17 protein-coding genes are annotated in these 19,125 nt (G+C 71.3%); 9 read left to right on the top strand and 8 right to left on the bottom strand.

The genetic code is table 11. The annotated features are described in order from the left end of the window. Window positions 1–56: 56 nt before the first annotated feature. From QCN29_RS14190 to QCN29_RS36840, 4 genes are all read right to left on the bottom strand, one after another. The gene (locus QCN29_RS14190) at window positions 57–1,712 is read right to left on the bottom strand and encodes an alkaline phosphatase D family protein (protein WP_279928274.1); all 1,656 of its coding nucleotides are present in this window, start codon (window positions 1,710–1,712) and stop codon (window positions 57–59) included. A 171-nt stretch (window positions 1,713–1,883) separates the two neighbouring features. Further along, the gene (locus QCN29_RS14195) at window positions 1,884–2,660 is read right to left on the bottom strand and encodes a thioredoxin domain-containing protein (protein WP_279928276.1); all 777 of its coding nucleotides are present in this window, start codon (window positions 2,658–2,660) and stop codon (window positions 1,884–1,886) included. A 69-nt stretch (window positions 2,661–2,729) separates the two neighbouring features. Continuing rightward, complete coding sequence (locus QCN29_RS14200; protein ID WP_279928411.1) at window positions 2,730–3,425, bottom strand: hypothetical protein; 696 nt, start codon at window positions 3,423–3,425, stop codon at window positions 2,730–2,732. Between the two features lie 54 nt (window positions 3,426–3,479). After that, complete coding sequence (locus tag QCN29_RS36840) at window positions 3,480–4,052, bottom strand: DUF2252 family protein (RefSeq protein WP_318036710.1); 573 nt, start codon at window positions 4,050–4,052, stop codon at window positions 3,480–3,482. Between QCN29_RS36840 and dnaE the strand changes: the two genes are divergently transcribed. Continuing rightward, entirely contained in the window at window positions 4,011–7,562 is a 3,552-nt protein-coding gene (gene dnaE / locus QCN29_RS14210) for a DNA polymerase III subunit alpha (RefSeq protein ID WP_398859202.1), read from the top strand. The genes QCN29_RS36840 and dnaE overlap by 42 nt on opposite strands. A gap of 69 nt (window positions 7,563–7,631) precedes the next feature. Here dnaE and QCN29_RS14215 read toward each other — a convergent pair whose 3' ends face one another. Further along, window positions 7,632–7,808 carry a hypothetical protein gene (locus QCN29_RS14215; protein ID WP_279928277.1) on the bottom strand — a complete coding sequence of 59 codons (177 nt, stop codon included), beginning with the start codon at window positions 7,806–7,808 and terminating at the stop codon, window positions 7,632–7,634. Between the two features lie 266 nt (window positions 7,809–8,074). On the opposite strand from QCN29_RS14215, the gene QCN29_RS14220 reads away from it, so the two are divergent. From QCN29_RS14220 to QCN29_RS14235, 4 genes are all read left to right on the top strand, one after another. Next, window positions 8,075–9,358: an NYN domain-containing protein gene (locus tag QCN29_RS14220; protein ID WP_279928280.1), complete on the top strand. Its 1,284-nt coding sequence runs from the start codon at window positions 8,075–8,077 to the stop codon at window positions 9,356–9,358. Between the two features lie 37 nt (window positions 9,359–9,395). Beyond that, window positions 9,396–10,367: an ABC transporter ATP-binding protein gene (locus tag QCN29_RS14225; RefSeq protein WP_279928414.1), complete on the top strand. Its 972-nt coding sequence runs from the start codon at window positions 9,396–9,398 to the stop codon at window positions 10,365–10,367. Continuing rightward, window positions 10,364–11,191, top strand: coding sequence for an ABC transporter permease (locus QCN29_RS14230; RefSeq protein ID WP_279928281.1), 828 nt, complete (start codon window positions 10,364–10,366; stop codon window positions 11,189–11,191). The genes QCN29_RS14225 and QCN29_RS14230 overlap by 4 nt, the downstream gene beginning before the upstream one ends. Window positions 11,192–11,261: 70 nt before the next feature. After that, window positions 11,262–11,924 (top strand): hypothetical protein, encoded by a 663-nt coding sequence (locus QCN29_RS14235; RefSeq protein WP_279928282.1) that lies wholly within the window; start codon window positions 11,262–11,264, stop codon window positions 11,922–11,924. 780 nt (window positions 11,925–12,704) lie between these two features. On the opposite strand, the gene ybaK is transcribed toward QCN29_RS14235, so the two are convergent. From ybaK to QCN29_RS14250, 3 genes are all read right to left on the bottom strand, one after another. Beyond that, window positions 12,705–13,223: a Cys-tRNA(Pro) deacylase gene (gene ybaK, locus QCN29_RS14240; protein ID WP_279928284.1), complete on the bottom strand. Its 519-nt coding sequence runs from the start codon at window positions 13,221–13,223 to the stop codon at window positions 12,705–12,707. 17 nt (window positions 13,224–13,240) lie between these two features. Then, window positions 13,241–13,981, bottom strand: a complete 741-nt coding sequence (locus tag QCN29_RS14245) for an LON peptidase substrate-binding domain-containing protein (RefSeq protein ID WP_279928286.1) — start codon at window positions 13,979–13,981, stop codon at window positions 13,241–13,243. A gap of 158 nt (window positions 13,982–14,139) precedes the next feature. Beyond that, window positions 14,140–15,732, bottom strand: coding sequence for an oxidoreductase (locus QCN29_RS14250; protein WP_240139243.1), 1,593 nt, complete (start codon window positions 15,730–15,732; stop codon window positions 14,140–14,142). A 159-nt stretch (window positions 15,733–15,891) separates the two neighbouring features. Here QCN29_RS14250 and hisD point away from each other — a divergent pair, with 159 nt between their 5' ends. The 4 genes from hisD to QCN29_RS14270 are packed head-to-tail and all read left to right on the top strand — an operon-like array spanning window position 15,892 to window position 19,119. Next, complete coding sequence (gene hisD, locus QCN29_RS14255) at window positions 15,892–17,214, top strand: histidinol dehydrogenase (protein WP_279928288.1); 1,323 nt, start codon at window positions 15,892–15,894, stop codon at window positions 17,212–17,214. Then, complete coding sequence (locus tag QCN29_RS14260; RefSeq protein WP_398859203.1) at window positions 17,211–18,365, top strand: histidinol-phosphate transaminase; 1,155 nt, start codon at window positions 17,211–17,213, stop codon at window positions 18,363–18,365. The genes hisD and QCN29_RS14260 overlap by 4 nt, the downstream gene beginning before the upstream one ends. Beyond that, the gene (gene hisB / locus QCN29_RS14265) at window positions 18,362–18,955 is read left to right on the top strand and encodes an imidazoleglycerol-phosphate dehydratase HisB (RefSeq protein WP_240139230.1); all 594 of its coding nucleotides are present in this window, start codon (window positions 18,362–18,364) and stop codon (window positions 18,953–18,955) included. The genes QCN29_RS14260 and hisB overlap by 4 nt, the downstream gene beginning before the upstream one ends. Further along, window positions 18,952–19,119: a hypothetical protein gene (locus QCN29_RS14270; RefSeq protein WP_240139229.1), complete on the top strand. Its 168-nt coding sequence runs from the start codon at window positions 18,952–18,954 to the stop codon at window positions 19,117–19,119. Before hisB ends, QCN29_RS14270 begins: the two co-directional genes overlap by 4 nt. Window positions 19,120–19,125: the final 6 nt, after the last annotated feature.

Genomic DNA, 19,125 nt, shown 5'->3' on the forward strand with positions numbered 1-19,125 from the left:
CGCCGTAGCGATGTGATCGACTGTTAACACACGGCGGTATGGCCGAATGTGAACACTCAGCGAACCGGGTGGTACACGCGCTCGACGCGCTGGGTGCCGGAGCGCGTCCGGTAGGACCGGGTCCACTTGGCGGTCGCGTCGGGATCGGTGCGGTCGGACAGGACGTAGTAGTCCATCTGCGAGCGCTCGGCGGTGACGTCGAGCACGCCGTAGCCGTGGTGGTCCATGTCGACCCACTTCACATGGCGGTTGGCGGCCTTGACGGCCGCGGAGGCGATGAGGGAGACGGTGTTCTCCGGGACGCCGAGGAAGTCGTCCAGATTGTCGGACGTCACCGAGGTGACGACGAACTCGGTGGCCGCGGATGAGGACCACGGGTAGGTCGCGGCCTTGACCGGGACGTCGTTCGCCCACGCCATGTGGATGTCGCCGGTCAGGAACACGGTGTTCTCGATGCCGCGCTCCGTCAGATGGGCCAGCAGCTCCTTGCGGTCGTCCGTATAGCCGTCCCACTGGTCGACGTTCAGGGCCAGCCCCTCCTTGGGCAGCCCCAGCAGCTCGGCGATCGGCTCCAGCAGATAGGAGGGCACCGAGCCGAAGGCGACCGGCGAGATCATCACCGAGGTGCCCACCAGCTTCCACGAGGCGTCGGAGGACGCCAGGCCCGCCTTCAGCCAGTCGAGCTGGGCGCGGCCCGTGATGGTGCGGTCCGGATCGTCGACGTCGCCGCTGCCGAACGACGACTGCTGCGAGCGGAAGGAGCGCAGATCGAGCAGATGCAGATCGGCGAGTCTGCCGAAGCGCAGCCGGCGGTAGACCGTGCCCTCGGTGGAGGCGCGCACCGGCATCCACTCGAAGTACGCCTGGCGCGCGGCGGCGGCGCGCGCCGCCCAGTCGCCCTCCGCGCCCGGGGTGTGGTTCTCCGCGCCGCCCGACCAGGCGTCGTTGGCTACCTCGTGGTCGTCCCAGATGGCTATCAGCGGATGCGCGGCGTGCACGGCCTGCAGATCCGGGTCGGTCTTGTACGTGCCGTGGCGCAGCCGGTAGTCGGCGAGCGTGAGGATCTCGTGCTTCGGCTCGTGCTGCCTGACGACCTTGTCCTCCGCGGGGAAGCCCCCGGTGGCGTACTCGTAGATGTAGTCGCCGAGGTGGAGCACGGCGTCGAGGTCGGAACGGGCGGCGAGCCGGCGGTACGCGGAGAAGTAGCCGGCCTCCCAGTTGGCGCAGGAGACCACGCCGAAACGCACCCCCGGGGCCGCGGAATCCGCGGCGGGGGCGGTGCGGGTGCGGCCCGCGGGGGAGACGGCGCTCCCCGCGAGGAAGCGGAAGTAATAGTCGGTCGCTTGGCTCAAACCCCTTACGTCCACCTTGACGGTGTGGTCGGCGGCCGCCTTGGAGGTGGCCGAGCCCCGGGCGACCACCCGGGAGAAGCCCTTGTCCTCCGCGACCTCCCAGCGGACCTCGGTGTCCGGCCCCCTGCCCGAGCCCGGAACGGCGTCGGGGGTGGGGGTGACACGGGTCCACAGCAGTACGCCGTCGGGAAGGGGGTCGCCCGAGGCGACGCCATGACGGAACGAGGGGCCCTGGTCCACGGCGTACGCGGCCGTGGACGACGCGGCGGCCGCAAGAGAGGGAGCGGCGACGACAGCAGTGGCGGCAGCGGCCTTGACGACCGTGCGGCGGCTCGGAGTTGACTCAATCCTATGGGTCACGGCCGGAAAGACTACTGACCAGTACGTCGAGAAGGCGAGGGACCGGACAGAATTCGCGGAGCCGTAAGTCGCCGTACAGCTTGCCGTTTTGGCCATCCGGAACGCGCGAGCAGCCCCCCGGCGGTCCGGGGGGCTGCTCGCTGTGCGCTGCGAACCGCTAAGCGGAGTCGGTCACCCGACGCCGAGCTTCTTCAGCTCCGCGGGAAGCGCCCGCTGGTCGACGTCCTTGCCGTCGATGCGGATCGTGGGAGTGCCGCGGATCTCCGAGTTCTTGAAGTCGTCGATCATCTCCAGCGCCCACTTGTCGTAGGTGCCCTTCTCCACGGCGTCCTTGAACGAGGCGTTGTCCTTCAGCGCGTCGACGTCCTTCGCCACGTCGAGGAGGTACGAGTCCTCGGCGAACTCGTCCGCGGTCTCGGCCGGGTGGTGCTTCGCGGAGTAGAGCTGCGAGTGGTACTCGAGGAACGCGTCCGTGCTCACATTGAGCGCCGCGCCCAGCGCGCTGATGGCGTTCTTGGAGCCGCTGCCGCCGAGGTTGCCGTCGATGATGTCGCCGAGGTGGACCTTGAGCGTGATCTTGTCGTCCCCGGCGGCCTTCTTGATGGTCTCGCCGGTGCTCTGCTCGAAGGCGGCACAGGCCGGGCAGCGCAGGTCCTCGTAGACGTCGACGACGGACTTGCCGCTGCCGATCTTGATGGTGGTGCCCTTGTCGCCCTCCGAGTTGGCGGGCTTGACCAGCTCCTTGTCCTTGGCGGCCTCCCAGGCGCCCGGCTTGGTGGCCTGCACCACCGCGTAGCCGATGCCGCCGGCCAGCGCGAGGACCGCGACGGTCGAGCCGGCGACGATCAGCTGACGGCGGACCTTGTCCCGCTTGGCCTGGCGCTCGCGCTCCTGGCGCAGCCGCTCGCGGGCCGCCGCCTTGTTGGCCTGGCTGTTGCGTGCACTCATGATCGATTCACTCCGTGTGGGGGTGTGGAAGAAAAAGGTGGGAAAGAGGGGAAGGCCGGACGCGGGGCGTCAGACGCAGGCCGCGACGGCGTGCGGCGGTCCCCTCCGTCCCACGGAGTGCACCAGGGCGCGGGCGCGGCACATCGGCGGCCCGCCCCGGTGCGGACGGGCAGCCCGGCATACGGACGCCAGCAGCGAGCCCGCGCCCATCGCGGCGACCGCGCACAGCAGCGGGCGGAACGCCAGCACGCCGGCCGCCCGGACCAGCGCGGCCAGCGCCGCCTCGCCGCGCCGCAGCCAGGCCGCCGCCAGCAGCCCGACCGAGACATGGGCGGCGAGCAGCAGCCAGGGCAGCGCGGGGTCCGCGGAGTGCAGCAGATCGGCCGCACGCCGGTCGGCGGCCGCCACCGCGGGCAGCGAGGCGCCCATGTCCCCGCCGCCGCACAGCACATCCAAGCCGACCGAGCGCAGCGAACCTGCGACCGGCCCGCCGGCCGGGCCGTAGCAGACGTGCTGGCCGGCGGTGAAGACGGTGTCCGCCGCCAGCTCCAGCGGGACCAGCAGCCCCGCGATCCGCCAGAAGCCGCGCTCCCGGCCGAAGAGCGCGAAGGCCGCCAGGAACACGCAGGCCGCGACGAGGGCGAGCGTCCCGAGCGGAAGCGGAACGCCGGAGAGCAGCACATGGGAGGCCGCGGACAGCGTCACGGTCACCGCCGTGAAGACCGCTGCCCGGACCCCCCTGAGCTGCACCCCTGATATGTCCATCGCCGGTGAGTCTGCCATGCCCCCAGATAAGCGGTCCCTAAGGATCCGGCCTTCCTACAGTCCCGGAATCCTTCCGTTACGGAACAGGTCGACGAAGATCTGGTGGTCCGCGCGCGCCCGTGCGCCATAGCGGTGGGCGAAGTCGACCAGCAGCTCGCCAAAGCCGTCCTCGTCGGCCGCGACCGCCGCGTCGATCGCCCGCTCCGTGGAGAATGGCACCAGCGAATGCCCGCTCTCGTCGTCGTCCGCCGCCGCGTGCATCGTGGCCGTCGCCCGGCCCAGGTCGGCTACGGTCGCGGCGATCTCCGCCGGGTCGTCGGTGTCCGACCAGTCCAGATCCACGGCGTACGGAGAGACCTCGGCGACCAGCTGGCCGCAGCCGTCCAGCTCCGTCCAGCCCAGCCAGTGGACCGACATCGCTGGGTGCCTCCCGGAGCGTGACGTAGGGGACAGCTGTTCCGCCCTCCCAACGCGCGAGGGCCAACCGGAGTGCCCCACGGATGTCAGTGGTGCGACGTAGACTTCAGCGCTGTCCCCTCGAGTGACCGCAGCCCGCCATCGACCGCTTTGCTGGAGGCCTCCGCCGTGGCAGCACCGTCCGACAAGCCCCCGTTCACACACCTGCATGTGCACACCCAGTACTCGCTGCTGGACGGTGCGGCGCGGCTCAAGGACATGTTCAACGCCTGCAATGAGATGGGCATGACCCATATCGCCATGACCGACCATGGCAACCTCCACGGCGCGTATGACTTCTTCCACCAGGCTGCGAAGGCCGGTGTGACGCCGATCATCGGCATCGAGGCCTATGTCGCCCCCGAGTCCCGGCGCACCAAGCGCAAGATCCAGTGGGGCCAGCCGCACCAGAAGAGGGACGACGTCTCCGGTTCCGGCGGCTACACCCACAAGACGATCTGGGCGGCGAGCAAGACCGGGCTGCACAACCTCTTCCGCCTCTCCTCCGACGCCTATGCCGAGGGCTGGCTGCAGAAGTGGCCGCGCATGGACAAGGAGACCATCGCCCAGTGGTCGGAGGGGCTGATCGCCTCCACCGGCTGCCCCTCGGGAGAACTGCAGACCAGGCTCCGCCTCGGCCAGTTCGACGAGGCACTCAAGGCGGCCTCGGAGTACCAGGACATCTTCGGCAGGGACCGCTACTTCCTGGAGCTGATGGACCACGGCATCGAGATCGAGCGCCGTGTCCGCGACGGCCTGCTGGAGATCGGCAAGAAGCTCGGCATCCCGCCCCTGGTCACCAATGACTCGCACTACACCTACGCGCACGAGGCGTCCGCGCACGACGCGCTGCTGTGCATCCAGACGGGCAAGAACCTCTCCGACCCCGACCGCTTCAAGTTCGACGGCACCGGCTACTACCTGAAGTCCACCGACGAGATGTACGCCGTCGACTCCTCCGACGCCTGGCAGGAGGGCTGCCGCAACACCCTGCTCGTCGCCGAGCAGATCGACACCGCGGGCTGGTTCGAGAAGCGCGACCTGATGCCCAAGTTCGATGTGCCCGAGGGCTACACCGAGGTCACCTGGTTCCAGGAGGAGGTCCGCCGCGGCATGGCCCGCCGCTTCCCCGGCGGCGTCCCCGACGACCGGCAGAAGCAGGCCGAGTACGAGATGGACGTCATCATCCAGATGGGGTTCCCCGGCTACTTCCTCGTCGTCGCCGACTTCATCATGTGGGCCAAGAACAACGGCATCGCGGTGGGACCCGGCCGGGGCTCCGCGGCGGGTTCGATCGTCGCCTACGCCCTGGGCATCACCGACCTCGACCCGATCGAGCACGGGCTGATCTTCGAGCGGTTCCTCAACCCCGAGCGCATCTCGATGCCCGACGTCGACATCGACTTCGACGAGCGTCGGCGCGTCGAGGTGATCCGGTATGTCACGGAGAAGTACGGCGCCGACAAGGTCGCCATGATCGGCACCTACGGCACCATCAAGGCCAAGAACGCCATCAAGGACTCCGCCCGAGTGCTGGGCTACCCGTACGCGATGGGCGACCGGATCACCAAGGCCATGCCGGCCGACGTCCTCGGCAAGGGCATCGACCTCAACGGCATCACCGACCCCTCCCACCCCCGCTACTCGGAGGCCGGAGAGGTCCGGGGGATGTACGAGAACGAGCCGGACGTGAAGAAGGTCATCGACACCGCCAAGGGCGTCGAGGGCCTGGTGCGGCAGATGGGCGTGCACGCCGCCGGCGTGATCATGTCCAGTGAAACGATCACCGACCATGTCCCGGTCTGGGTCAGGCACACCGACGGCGTCACCATCACGCAGTGGGACTACCCCAGCTGTGAGTCGCTGGGCCTGCTGAAGATGGACTTCCTGGGCCTGCGCAACCTCACCATCATGGACGACGCCGTCAAGATGGTGCAGGCCAACAAGGGCGTCGAGCTCGACCTGCTCTCCATCCCGCTGGACGACCCCAAGACCTACGAGCTGCTGTGCCGCGGCGACACGCTCGGCGTCTTCCAGTTCGACGGCGGGCCGATGCGCTCGCTCCTGCGGCTGATGAAGCCCGACAACTTCGAGGACATCTCCGCCGTCTCGGCCCTGTACCGCCCCGGCCCGATGGGAATGAACTCCCATACGAACTACGCCCTGCGCAAGAACGGCCAGCAGGAGATCACCCCGATCCACCCCGAGCTTGAGGAGCCCCTCAAGGAGGTCCTCGGCCTGACCCACGGCCTGATCGTCTACCAGGAGCAGGTGCAGAAGGCCGCGCAGATCATCGCCGGGTACTCGCTCGGCGAAGCCGACATCCTCCGCCGGGTGATGGGCAAGAAGAAGCCCGAGGAGCTGGAGAAGAACTTCTCCATCTTCCAGGGCGGCGCCCGCAAGAACGGCTACAGCGACGCAGCCATCCAGGCGCTGTGGGATGTGCTGGTCCCCTTCGCCGGCTACGCGTTCAACAAGGCCCACTCCTCCGCCTACGGACTGGTCACCTACTGGACCGCCTATCTCAAGGCGAACTACCCCGCCGAGTACATGGCGGCGCTGCTCACCTCCGTAAAAGACGACAAGGACAAGTCGGCGGTCTACCTCAACGAGTGCCGCCGCATGGGCATCAAGGTGCTGCCGCCCAATGTGAACGAGTCCGAGTCGAACTTCGCCGCCCAGGGCGACGACGTCATCCTCTTCGGCCTCTCCGCCGTGCGGAACGTAGGCGCCAACGTGGTGGAATCGATCATCCGCTGCCGCAGGTCCAAGGGGAAGTACGCCTCCTTCCCCGACTTCCTCGACAAGGTCGAGGCCGTGGTGTGCAACAAGCGGACCGTCGAGTCGCTGATCAAGGCCGGCGCGTTCGACGAGATGGGCCACAGCCGCAAGGGGCTCGTCGCCCACCACGAGCCGATGATCGACAATGTCGTCGCGGTCAAGCGCAAGGAGGCCGAGGGCCAGTTCGACCTCTTCGGCGGCATGGGCGAGGAGGACAGCAAGGAGCCCGGGTTCGGCCTCGACGTCGAGTTCTCCGACGTCGAGTGGGACAAGTCGTATCTGCTCGCGCAGGAGCGGGAGATGCTCGGACTCTATGTCTCCGACCATCCGCTCTTCGGCATCGAACACGTTCTCGCCGACAAGACGGACGCCGCGATCTCCCAGCTGACCGGCGGGGAGCACGCCGACGGCGCGGTCGTCACCATCGGCGGCATCATCTCCGGGCTCCAGCGCAAGATGACCAAGCAGGGAAACGCCTGGGCGATCGCCACCGTCGAGGATCTGGCGGGCTCCATCGAGTGCATGTTCTTCCCCGCCACCTACCAACTGGTCTCCACCCAGCTCGTCGAGGACACCGTCGTCTTCGTCAAGGGCCGGCTCGACAAGCGCGAAGACGTCCCCAGGCTGGTGGCCATGGAGCTGATGGTCCCCGATCTGTCCCAGGCGGGCAGCAACGCCCCGGTCGTGGTGACCATTCCCACCGTGAAGGTCACCCCGCCGATGGTCAGCCGCCTCGGTGAGATCCTCAGCCACCACAAGGGCAACACCGAAGTGCGGATCAAGCTCCAAGGGCCGCGCAAGACCACCGTGCTCCGGCTCGACCGGCACCGGGTGCAGCCGGATCCGGCCCTCTTCGGCGATCTCAAGGTGCTGCTCGGCCCCTCCTGTCTGGCCGGGTAGCGGCTGCCGACGGCCGTACGCGCAAGGGGCGCGCCCAAGTGCTGGGCGCGCCTCTTGCGCATACGGCCGTCAGTTGTGGCCGAAGCGCTTCTCCCGGTGCTTGCGGGCGACATCTCCTGGATTCGCCTCGACCGCCGACTTGGCCTGGGCCTCCATCGACGACTGCTGCGCCTGCTGCTGGCCGCGCTCCGCCTGCGAAGCCTGAGCTGAACGCTGAGGCTGTTTCTTGTTCTTGTTCTTGGCCATGGTGCTGCCTCCTGGGGATCCTCGGGGCCAGGGCCGCGACCAGATTCACATACGTACCGAACCATTGCATTTTGGATCATTACTGGGTGTAACAGGTGGATGAAGGGGTTGGAACCCCTCGATCCGCCACGCCGATGATCGAGTTCCGGCCGTTAACCCTCCGGAGGTCGGGCAGACTCGAAGGAAACCCGGAACAATCCCCGGTCCGGACCTTCATCCGGAACCTCTCCGCTCCCTTAAGTCCCCGACAGAGTTCCCGAAAGAGGGTGGATCGCGTGGACCGCTGCGTCGTCCTGGTGGACGCCGGATATCTGCTGGGCGCCGCCGCGAGCCTGCTCGCCGGGGAACCGGCGCGTTCCCGGATCACCGTCGACCACACCGCCCTCATCCAGGGTCTGCGCGATCGCGCCGAAACCGATACGGAACGCCCGCTGCTGCGCATCTACTGGTTCGACGGCGCGCCCGACCGGGTGCCGCAGCCCGAACACCGCAGGCTGCGCGTGATGCCCCGGGTCACCGTCCGGCTCGGCGCCCTCACCCGCAGCGACGGCCGCTGGGCGCAGAAGGGCGTGGACGCCGCCATGCACGCCGAGCTCACCGAACTGGCCCGCAACCGCGCCTGCTCGGACGTGGTGCTGGTGACCGGGGACGGCGATCTGCTGCCCGGCCTGATGTCCGCCAAGGAACACGGCGTCGCCGTCCACCTGTGGGCCGTGCAGGCGGCCGACGGCGACTACAACCAGTCCGAGGACCTGGTCGCGGAGGCCGACGAGCGGCGGGTGCTGGACCGGGCGTGGATCACCCGCGCCGTACGGGCCAAGGAGCTCACCGGCGTCTGCGCGCCCCCGCCCGCCACCCGCCCCGAGATCACCGCCATCCTCTCCGCCCCGCTTCCCGAATCGGCCCTCGCCGCCTCCCAGGAACGGGCGGCCGAAGCCGCGCGCAACGGCTCGCACGCCGACCGGTCGCCGGCCGACGGCAGCGCGTCGGCCGCCGCACCCGCGACGTCCGCCGCGTCCAAAGGCGTCCCCACCCCCAAGGACCTCGCCGGCCTGCGCGGCCCCGGGCAGCCGCCCGCCGCCGCGAGCGCGACCGGCGCCACGCTGCGCTGGTCCTCCGACAAGGGCTGGGTCGAACGCCCCGGCGGCGGAGCCCTCGGCGAACCCCCGGAGTCCGCCTCGCTGCCCACCCTCGCGCAACTCACCAGCGCCGAGCAGCGCTGGGCCGACCGCGAGGAGGACATCACCACCGTCGGCGGCGACCCCTTCGAGGTCGGACAGGTCTTCGCCCGGCGCTGGATGGAGCGCCTCCCGGACGCCCCCGAACCCGGGCAGCCCGGGCAGCTCGGCCATGTGCAGACCCTGTCCGCGATGTACCCGCGCATCCCGCACCGCATCGACGGCGAACTGCTGCGCTACGCGGCGCGCTTCGGGCTGCTCGCCCACAAGGACGACCAGATCGACGAGCACGACCGCTATGCGATCCGGGCGGGATTCTGGCGGGAGGTCGACGTACGGGCGGCAGCCGAGCACGCCCCGGCGGGGGAGTGACCCCGGTGACCCCGTAGGCTCATCCCTCGTGAGTACGGTGTGCGTGGTGCGGGATCTGGTGAAGACGTACCCCGCCGCGCGCGGCAGAAGGGGCACGCCCGGCACCCCCGAAGTGCGGGCCACCGACGGCATCAGCCTGGATGTGGAGCGCGGGGAGATCTTCGGCCTGCTCGGCCCCAACGGCGCCGGCAAGTCCACCCTCGTGCGGCAGCTGACCGGACTGATGCGCCCGGACTCGGGCGGCGTCGAGGTCCTCGGACACGATCTCGTACGCCACCCGGAGCGCGCCGCGCGGCTCATCGGCTATCTGGGGCAGGAGTCCACGGCGCTCGACGAGCTGACCGTTGCGCTCGCCGCCGAGACCACCGGCCGGCTGCGCGGGCTCGGCGCCCGCGAGGCCCGCGCGGAACGCGACGCCGTGCTCGGCGAACTGGGTCTGACGGAGCTGGCCGGACGGCCCCTGCGGAAGCTGTCCGGCGGACAGCGGCGGCTGGCCTGCGTGGCCGCCGCGCTGGTGGGGGAGCGGCCGCTGCTGGTGCTGGACGAGCCCACCACCGGCATGGACCCGGTCGCCCGGCGCGCCGTCTGGGCCGCGGTCGACCGGCGGCGCGCGGAACGCGGCGCGACCGTCCTGGTGGTCACCCACAACGTCATCGAGGCCGAGACAGTGCTCGACCGGGTCGCCGTGCTGGACCGCGGTCGGGTCATCGCCTGCGACACCCCCGCCGGGCTCAAGGAGGAGGTCGCGGGCGAGGTGCGGGTGGAGCTGGTGTGGCGCGAGCGCGCCCCCCTGGACGTCCCCGAAGTTGCCGCGCTGCGTGAGTCGGCCCAGGCGTCGGGCCGCCGCTGGGTGCTCAGACTCGCACCCGACGAGGCGCGGGCCGCCGTCGCAGCGGTCACCGGCGGCGCGGCGTTCGCGGCCCTCGACGACTTCACCCTGGCGACGGCCAGCCTGGAGGATGTGTACCTGGCCCTCGGCGGACGTACGGAAGGACTGGTGAAGGCGTGAGCGTCGTACCCGCCGAGGCGGCGACCGGACGACGGACGGCCGACGGGCGTGCCGCCGGGCCCGCGGACGCCGCGCCGCTCGCGCCGCGGGCCCGGCTGCTGCCGGCGCTCGGCGCGGTCTACCGGGCCCAGCTCTCGCGGGCGCGCGTCGCCCGCATCCCGCTGCTTTTCGTCGCTACCTTCCAGTCCGTCGGGATCATGGTCCTGATGCGCGGGGTCGTCGACGGGGGCGACGAGGCGCGGGCGGTGGTGGCGGGCTCCAGCGTGCTGGTCGTCGCGTTCGTCGCGCTGAACCTGCTCGCCCAGTACTTCGGGCAGCTGCGGGCCAGCGGCGGCCTGGACCACTACGCCACCCTCCCGGTGCCGCCGGCGGCCGTGGTGCTCGGCGCTGCCGGCGCATACGCCTCCTTCACCGTGCCCGGCACCGTCGTCACGGCGGTGACGGGCAGCGTGCTGTTCCAGCTGCCGCTGACCCATCTGTGGGTGCTCGCGGCGGTGATCCCGCTCGCGGGGGCGGCGCTCGCCGGTCTGGGCGCTGCCCTCGGGCTGCTTGCGCCACGGCAGGAGCTCGCCACGCTCCTCGGCCAGCTGGGCATGTCCGCGGCGCTGCTGCTGGGCGTGTTGCCGGCGGACCGGTTGCCCGGACCGATCACGTACGCGCGCGACCTGCTGCCCTCCACCTACGGTGTGGAGGCGCTCGCCAGGACCTTCGACGCGCGGCCCGACTGGGGCGGCGTGGCGGTGGATCTCACCGTGTGCGCGGCGGTGGGCGTGGTGTCGCTGACCGTGGCGACATGGGCGTACCGGCGGGCGGCGGTCCGGTGAGGGGCGGTCGGCCGGTGAGGGGCGGTCGGCCGGTGAGGCGGTCCACCGTCTCGTTTGGCACGATGGCCGGGTGACTGCACCCCTGACACCTCCTCATCGGCCGACCCCCGACGACGCCGACCCCCGGCGATCGCCTCCGGAGCCGTCCACTGCCCTGATCATGGCCGATATGGACAAGGACACGGATGTGCGGGCGGACCTGCGGGACGCGGGGATCGTGCTGGCGGCGGTGACGCTCGCGGGCGTGGGCCTGGGGTTGCTGTGGCTCTGGCTGGCGCCGCGGGTGCCGCTGGTCGCGCGGGACGGAAGCGTCTTCCTGGTCGACACGGAGGGCGAGGCCGCGGTGGGCGCGGACGCCACGTTCGCGCTGCTGGCCCTGGGCTTCGGCGCGGTGAGCGCGGCCGGCGTCTTCTTCTTCCGCAGACGCGGCGGCGTGCTGCTCGTCGCCGCGCTGGCCCTTGGCGGCGTCCTCGCGTCGCTGCTGGCGTGGGGCGTGGGCACCTGGCTTGGCCCGTCGCGCGACGTGGCCGAGCGTGCACGGGAGGTCGGGGACGGCGTTCAGTTCGACGCGTATCTGGAGCTCCATGCGTGGGGGGCGCTGCTGGCGTGGCCGGTCGCCGCGATGGTGGTCCACCTGGCCCTCACGGCGCTCTTCGGCCCGCGCGACCCGGAACCGGAGTGGCCTCCGTACCCTCCCGAGTCCCAGGACGGTGACGGCTCCGAGCGGGCGTGAGGCCCTTCTCGGCGCGGGGCGCCGTTCCCGTAGCCGGGGGCTTCGCCCCCAGACCCCCTGCCGGGTGCGGGGCCGGCGCGCCCCCGGGGACGCCACGGCCTCGCGCCGCCGTCCCCGGGTACGGTCGTCCGCCTTGGCGTGCGCGCCGCGTCGTCTCCGGTACGGCCTTCGGTCTTGGCGTGCGCGCCGCGTCGTCTCCGGTACGGCCTTCGGTCTTGGCGTGCGCGCCGCGCTGTCCCCGGTACGGCCTTCGGACGTGCCCTCAAGCTTCCCCCTGGCGCCTCCCCTGACTCCACCCGGACTCCACCGGGGGTACTCCCGCGGAGGCACCCACAGCGGCGCCTCCCAGCGGCAGCTGGGGAGCTTGAGTGCACAACCAGCCTCGCTGGGCGGATCGAGGGCGTACATCAAGCCCTGCCGGCGACTGAGGCGCACCGTCAGCCCTGCCGGCGACGGAGCCGCACCGTCAGCCCCGCCGGCGATTGAGGCGCGGGGTCCGGGGCTGAGCCCCGGTTTGGAGAGCAGCCGCCGCAGGGGGTTCACGCGGGGACCGTCCTCGGCTAAGTCCCTAGGGACGCTGCTCGAGGACGGGAGGTCCACCCCATGTCCAAACGCACCCGCAAGCGCAAATGGCGCACCCGCCGGCACCGTGCCAACCACGGCCGCCGTCCGGCCTAGTGCCGCGACCGGGCAGAGCTTGCCGGGAGGGGCACCGGTGCCCCTCCCGGCAAGCTCTGCCCGGCCCACAGGGGCCGACACGGCCCGGGCTCCGGGCCCGGTTCAGAGGCCGCCGCGGGCGATGGGGGCCAGCACCGCCTTCGTGAGCGTCGCCAGGTCCCCCGGCGCCAGCTCCGCCTCCAGGCCCCGGCGGCCCGCCGAGACGCAGATCGTGGGGTGGGCGGAGGCCGTGGCGTCCAGCACCGTGGGGAGGCTCTTCCGCTGGCCCAGGGGGGAGATCCCGCCGCGCACATAGCCCGTGGTGCGCTCCGCCGCCACGGGGTCCGCCATGGTCGCCCGCTTGCCGCCTGCCGCCGCCGCCAGCGCTTTGAGGTCCAGCTGTCCGGCCACCGGCACCACCGCCACGGTCAGCTCGCCGTCGACCTCCGCCACCAGCGTCTTGAATACCCGCTCCGGTCCCACGCCGAGCGCCTCGGCCGCCTCCTCGCCGTACGAGGCCGCCGCCGGGTCGTGATCGTACGCGTGCAGAGTGAAATCGACGCCCGCCGCCGTCAGCGCGGCCGTCGCCGGCGTTCCTCCGCCGCCCTTGCCGCCGCCCCGGCCGGACTTCTTCTTGCCCATGACTCCATGAACTCCCGTCAGTTGGGGCTGGTCGGCGCCCTGGTCAGTTCCACCGCGGGCAGCGAGGGCAGATGCCGGATGACCGCGGTCTCCGACCGCAGCAGCTTCAGCTCCTCCCGCAGCCGGGTCGCCGTGTCCGGCGCCTGGAGCAGCCGCTGCTTCGCCGGGGTGTCCAGCACCGCGGCCGCCGCCACCAGATAGGAGACGACCGACGGCTCGTCGGGCAGCTCGGCCCCGGTCGACAGCGACCGCTCCCGCGCCCCCGCCAGCCGCTTCTGGTAGCTGCGGAAGGCCCTCAGCACCCCGTCGGCGAGTGTGCCCGCGCCGTCTCCCGGCTCCTCCGGCAGCTCTTCGACCTCCGCGGTGAGGAACGGCCCGGAAGCGTCCACCGACAGCAGCTTGACCCGTGTCGTGCCGGTGGCCAGCACCTCGAAGGTGCCGTCGGGGCGTTCACGGATCGTCGCCGCGTCGGCGATGCACCCGACCCGGTGGAACGCCTGGACGGGGTCCGGGCCGAAGCCCGCCGCCGGGCCCCGCTCCGGCAGCGCGGTCTGGTCGGGCAGGCCGGGCGCCGTCGGCGCGACCTCGCGGCCGTCGCGGATGGCGACCACGGCGAAGCGCCTCGGCTCGGACTCGTCCGTTTTCAGCAGTTCGCGCATCATCGAGCGATACCGCTCCTCGAAGACGTTCAACGGCAGGACGAGTCCCGGGAACAGCACCGTGTTCAGCGGGAACAGGGGCAGACGTGCGACAGTCACAACGGCGTAGCCTAATGGGCGGCGCGCCCCGCCCGTCCGGCGATCCGTCCGGCGATCGCCGCGGCCCGGCGTCCCGCGGCCACCGCGGGGCCGGGAAGGCGCGCCGACGAGTGCGCGTCGCGGACGGCCGAATGCCCCGCGCCGCTGGGCCGTGCGCCTCAGCCGCGGCGCAGCAGCCGGGAGGCCCCCGCCGCCACCGCCGTCGCCAGGATCCAGCCGACCAGGATCAGCGCGGTCGAGGCCCACTGCCAGTGGGTGTCCAGCTGCCAGTAGCCCTCCTGGCCGAGATTGATCACCGGGAGCAGCAGATCCAGCGCGTACAGGGCCGCGTTCCACCGCGGGTGCTCATCGAGTTTGATCGGCGCGGGGTCGAGCCGGGAGAAGGCCATCGCACCCGCCGCCCACAGCACCGCCATCCACAGCGCCGCCCGGCCCGGCCGGTAGCCGTACGCCACGGCCCAGTCCTGCAGATACCCCCAGAGCTTCGCGGCGAGCGGCAGTGTCTCCCGGCGGCGGCGCTGCTTGGCCAGCAGCACCTCGCGCGCATCGGCGTCCTCGCCGCTGTTGCGGAGCACCGTCGCCAGCCGCTCGTACGGCTCGGGGGAGTACTCGGGGGTCGCGGAGGCCACCCACTCCAGTCGGCGGCTGAGCGGGAACTCCTCGTACGGGACGAGGTTCTCGTAGACGAAGCCGCCCATCGCCAGCCCGCCGGGGCCCGGCCAGCTCGCCGCCAGGTCGATCAGCGTCACCACCTTTGCGCCGTTGAGCACCACCCGCCCCTCCTCCGGCCGCTGCGCATTGAACCGCAGCTCGGGTGTGACGATCCGGCGCAGCGACAGCTCCTCTCGGGGGCTGAGCGCGAATCTCGCCCGGTGCAGATCCACCGCGTCGCCGAACCGGCCGTCGTCGAGGCGTACCCCGCCGTGGCACTCGAAGGGCTGGAGCCGGGTGCCGCGCGAGGCGCGGCCGAGGCCGAAGGGGGGTGTCGCGCCCTGGTTGCCGGTGACCTCGCTGACCCAGGCGGCCGTCAGATACAGGGTGCGCTCCACCGACAGCTGCGGCGCGTTCAGCGCGCGCCGCTCCGCCGCCGCGCGCAGCCGGCTGCCGCGCAGGCTCAGCGACACCCCGATCTTCGCGCCGCGCAGGCTGACCTCCCCGTAGGTCTCGATCAGCTCGGCCTGTAAGTCCTGCGCGACCGACAGACCGTCCGCGGTGATCGCCCGGCCCCTGCGGTCCGGCCGCACCTGGATCTGGTTGAGCAGCAGATCGGTGCCTATCTGGGCGTCGGTGAGCCGGATGCCGTGCTCGACGCGGCAGCGCGGCAGATGCAGATCGCCCTCCGTGCGCAGCCGTGCTCCCTCCAGGCGGGGAATCGCACACCCGACCATGCGCACCGTCGTGAAATGCGCCTCCGGCATGAGCAGCTCGCTCTCGAAGCGGCAGCCGGTCAGCTCGACGTACGGGGTGACGTTGCCGCCGGCGAGCTTGAGCGTGCCGGAGATGTTCGCACCGCGGAGCTTGAGGGCTGCGACCCGGCCGGGCTTCGCGGACGGGCCGCTGAGCAGCAGCCGGGCCACGATGGAGGCGCGGACGCTGCGGTCGGCCCCCCACGGCCAGGGGGAGAACGGGTCGTTGCGCACCGGATCGGATTCGCTCAGATCGCAGGTGCTACCACTTCTGAAGGCTTCCCACATCCGCAGCTCGGTCGGGCTCAGACCCTCCGGCGGCCCGTCGTCCAGCGGCTCGGTCACTGCCGCCCCTCCGCTTCCCTCAAGTTCGTACAGCTGTTCTTCCCGCTGAGTGACGGACTGAACGCTAGTGGTCATGGTCACGTCGTGGGGTGGGTGGGCGTGTATCAGCCAGTGATACGGGAGACCGACGGCCTGATGAGGTCTGAGAGAATTGGTTCCGTGATCTCTCGAATCGATCTGCGCGGCGACGCCCTCCCCGAGGGCGCCGCCCTGCGTGCGCTGCTGCCCCGTGCCGAGTTCGACGTGGAAGCCGCCCTTGCGAAGGTGCGGCCGATCTGCGAGGACGTGCATCATCGCGGCACCGCGGCGCTGATCGAGTACACGGAGAAGTTCGACGGGGTCACCCTCGACCAGGTGCGGGTGCCCGCCGCCGCGCTCACCCGGGCGCTGGAGCAGCTCGACCCGCAGGTCAGAGCCGCCCTGGAGGAGTCGGTCCGGCGCGCCAGGACCGTCCACCGCGCCCAGCGCCGCAGCCCGCACACCACCCAGGTGACGCCCGGCGGCACGGTGACCGAGAAGTGGGTGCCGGTCGAGCGCGTCGGCCTGTACGCCCCCGGCGGCCGCTCCGTCTACCCCTCCTCCGTGGTCATGAACGCGGTGCCCGCGCAGGAGGCGGGCGTCGAGTCCATCGCCCTGGCCTCGCCCGCCCAGAAGGAGCACGGCGGCCTGCCGCACCCGACGATCCTCGCCGCCTGCGCCCTCCTCGGCGTGGACGAGGTGTACGCGGTCGGCGGTGCCCAGGCCGTCGCGATGTTCGCCTACGGGACCGAGGACTGCGCACCCGCGAACATGGTCACCGGCCCCGGCAACATCTGGGTCGCCGCCGCCAAGCGCTACTTCACCGGCAGGATCGGCATTGACACCGAGGCGGGCCCGACGGAGATCGCGATCCTCGCGGACGCCACCGCCGACCCGGTGCACATCGCGGCCGACCTGATCAGCCAGGCGGAGCACGACCCGCTCGCCGCGGCCGTTCTGGTCACCGACTCCGTCGAGCTGGCCGACGCCGTCGAGCGCGAGCTGGAGCCCCAGATCGCCGCCACCAAGCACGTCGAGGACCGGATCGTGCCCGCCCTCAGCGGCCGCCAGTCCGCCGTCGTCCTCGTCGACGGAGTGGAAGAGGGCCTCAAGGTCGTCGACGCGTACGGCGCCGAGCACCTGGAGATCCAGACCGCCGACGCCGCCGGGGTCGCCGCACGCGTGCGCAACGCGGGGGCGATCTTCGTCGGGCCGTGGTCCCCGGTCTCCCTCGGCGACTACTGCGCCGGCTCCAACCACGTCCTGCCGACCGGCGGCTGCGCCTGCCACTCCTCCGGCCTGTCCGTGCAGTCCTTCCTGCGCGGCATCCACATCATCGACTACTCGCGCGACGCGCTGGCCGAGGTCACCCACCACGTGGTGGCGCTCGCGGAGGCCGAGGACCTCCCGGCGCACGGCGCCGCGATGAAGGCCCGGTTCGAGTGGAAGGTGCCCGGCCAGTGACCTTCGGCAACCGCTCCACGCCCCCCCGGGACGAACTGCCCGTCCGGGACGAACTGCCCGTCCGGGACGAACTGCGCGGCAAGTCCCCCTACGGCGCGCCGCAGCTCGACGTCCCCGTGCAGCTGAACACCAACGAGAACCCGTATCCGCTGCCCGAGCCGCTCGTCGAGCGGATCGCCGAGCGGGTGCGGGAGGCCGCGCGCGGGCTCAACCGCTACCCCGACCGGGACGCGGTCGAGCTGCGCACCGAGCTGGCCCGCTATCTCACCCGCACCGCCGGACACGAGGTGGGGCGGGCGAACGTCTGGGCGGCCAACGGCTCCAACGAGGTCCTCCAGCAGCTGCTCCAGACCTTCGGCGGCCCCGGCCGGCTCGCCATCGGCTTCGAGCCCTCGTACTCGATGCACGGCCTGATCTCCCGCTCCACCGGCACCGGCTGGATCTCCGGCCCGCGCAGCGCGGACTTCACGATCGACGTGGCGTCGGCGTCCGCGGCGATCGCCCGGCACCGGCCGGACGTCGTCTTCATCACCTCGCCCAACAACCCGACCGGCACGGCGGTGGACGCCGAGACCGTCCTCGCGCTCTACGAAGCGGCCCAGGCGGCCAAGCCGTCGATGGTGGTCGTGGACGAGGCGTACGTCGAGTTCAGCCACCGGCCCTCGCTGCTGCCGCTGATCGAGGGCCGGCCCAACCTGGTGATCTCCCGCACCATGTCGAAGGCCTTCGGCGCGGCCGGACTGCGCCTGGGCTATCTCGCGGCCCACCCGGCCGTCGTCGACGCCGTCCAGCTGGTGCGGCTGCCGTACCATCTCTCCGCCGTCACCCAGGCCGTCGCGCTCGCCGCCCTGGAGCACACCGATACGCTGCTGAAGTACGTCGAGCAGCTCAAGCGGGAGCGGGACCGGCTCGTCGCCGAGCTGCGCGCGACCGGATACGAGGTGACCGAATCCGACGCCAACTTCGTCCAGTTCGGCCGATTCGACGGCGAGGGGGCCACCCACGCGGCCTGGCGGCGCCTCCTCGACCAGGGCGTCCTCGTCCGTGACAACGGCGTGCCGGGGTGGCTGCGGGTCACCGCCGGCACCCCCGAAGAGAACGACGCGTTCCTCGATGCGGTTCGCGCACTGAAGAAGGAGCAGGGCTCATGAGCCGCGTAGGAAGAGTCGAGCGCACCACCAAGGAGACCTCGGTCGTCGTCGAGCTGGACCTCGACGGCACCGGCAAGGTCGATGTGTCGACCGGGGTCGGCTTCTTTGACCACATGCTCGACCAGCTGGGCCGGCACGGCCTGTTCGACCTCACCGTGAAGACCGACGGCGACCTGCACATCGACAGCCACCACACCATCGAGGACACCGCCCTCGCGCTCGGCGCCGCCTTCAAGCAGGCGCTCGGGGACAAGGTCGGCATCTACCGCTTCGGCAACTGCACCGTCCCGCTGGACGAGTCGCTTGCCCAGGTGACGGTGGACCTCTCCGGCCGCCCGTACCTGGTGCACAGCGAGCCGGAGAACATGGCCCCGATGATCGGCGCCTATGACACGACGATGACCCGGCACATCCTGGAGTCGTTCGTCGCGCAGGCGCAGATCGCCCTGCACGTCCACGTGCCGTACGGGCGCAATGCGCACCACATCGTGGAGTGCCAGTTCAAGGCGCTGGCGCGGGCCCTGCGCTACGCCTCGGAGCGAGACCCCCGCGCGGCCGGAATCCTTCCCTCCACGAAGGGCGCGCTGTGACAGGGCTGTCGACCGTCCTGATCGCGGTCGGCCTGTTCCTGGCCGGCGGCGCGTACTCCTTCTCCAAACAGCAGATGCCGAAGGGCGTGATCATCCTGCTGGCGCTCGCCTCCTCGATGTGCCTGCTCGCCGGGGTCCTGCGAATCCAGGGAATCTGGGGGTAGCAGCAG

Origin of the sequence: Streptomyces chengmaiensis (assembly GCF_029846775.1) — a bacterium.
GTDB classification, from domain to species: Bacteria; Actinomycetota; Actinomycetes; order Streptomycetales; family Streptomycetaceae; genus Streptomyces; species Streptomyces chengmaiensis.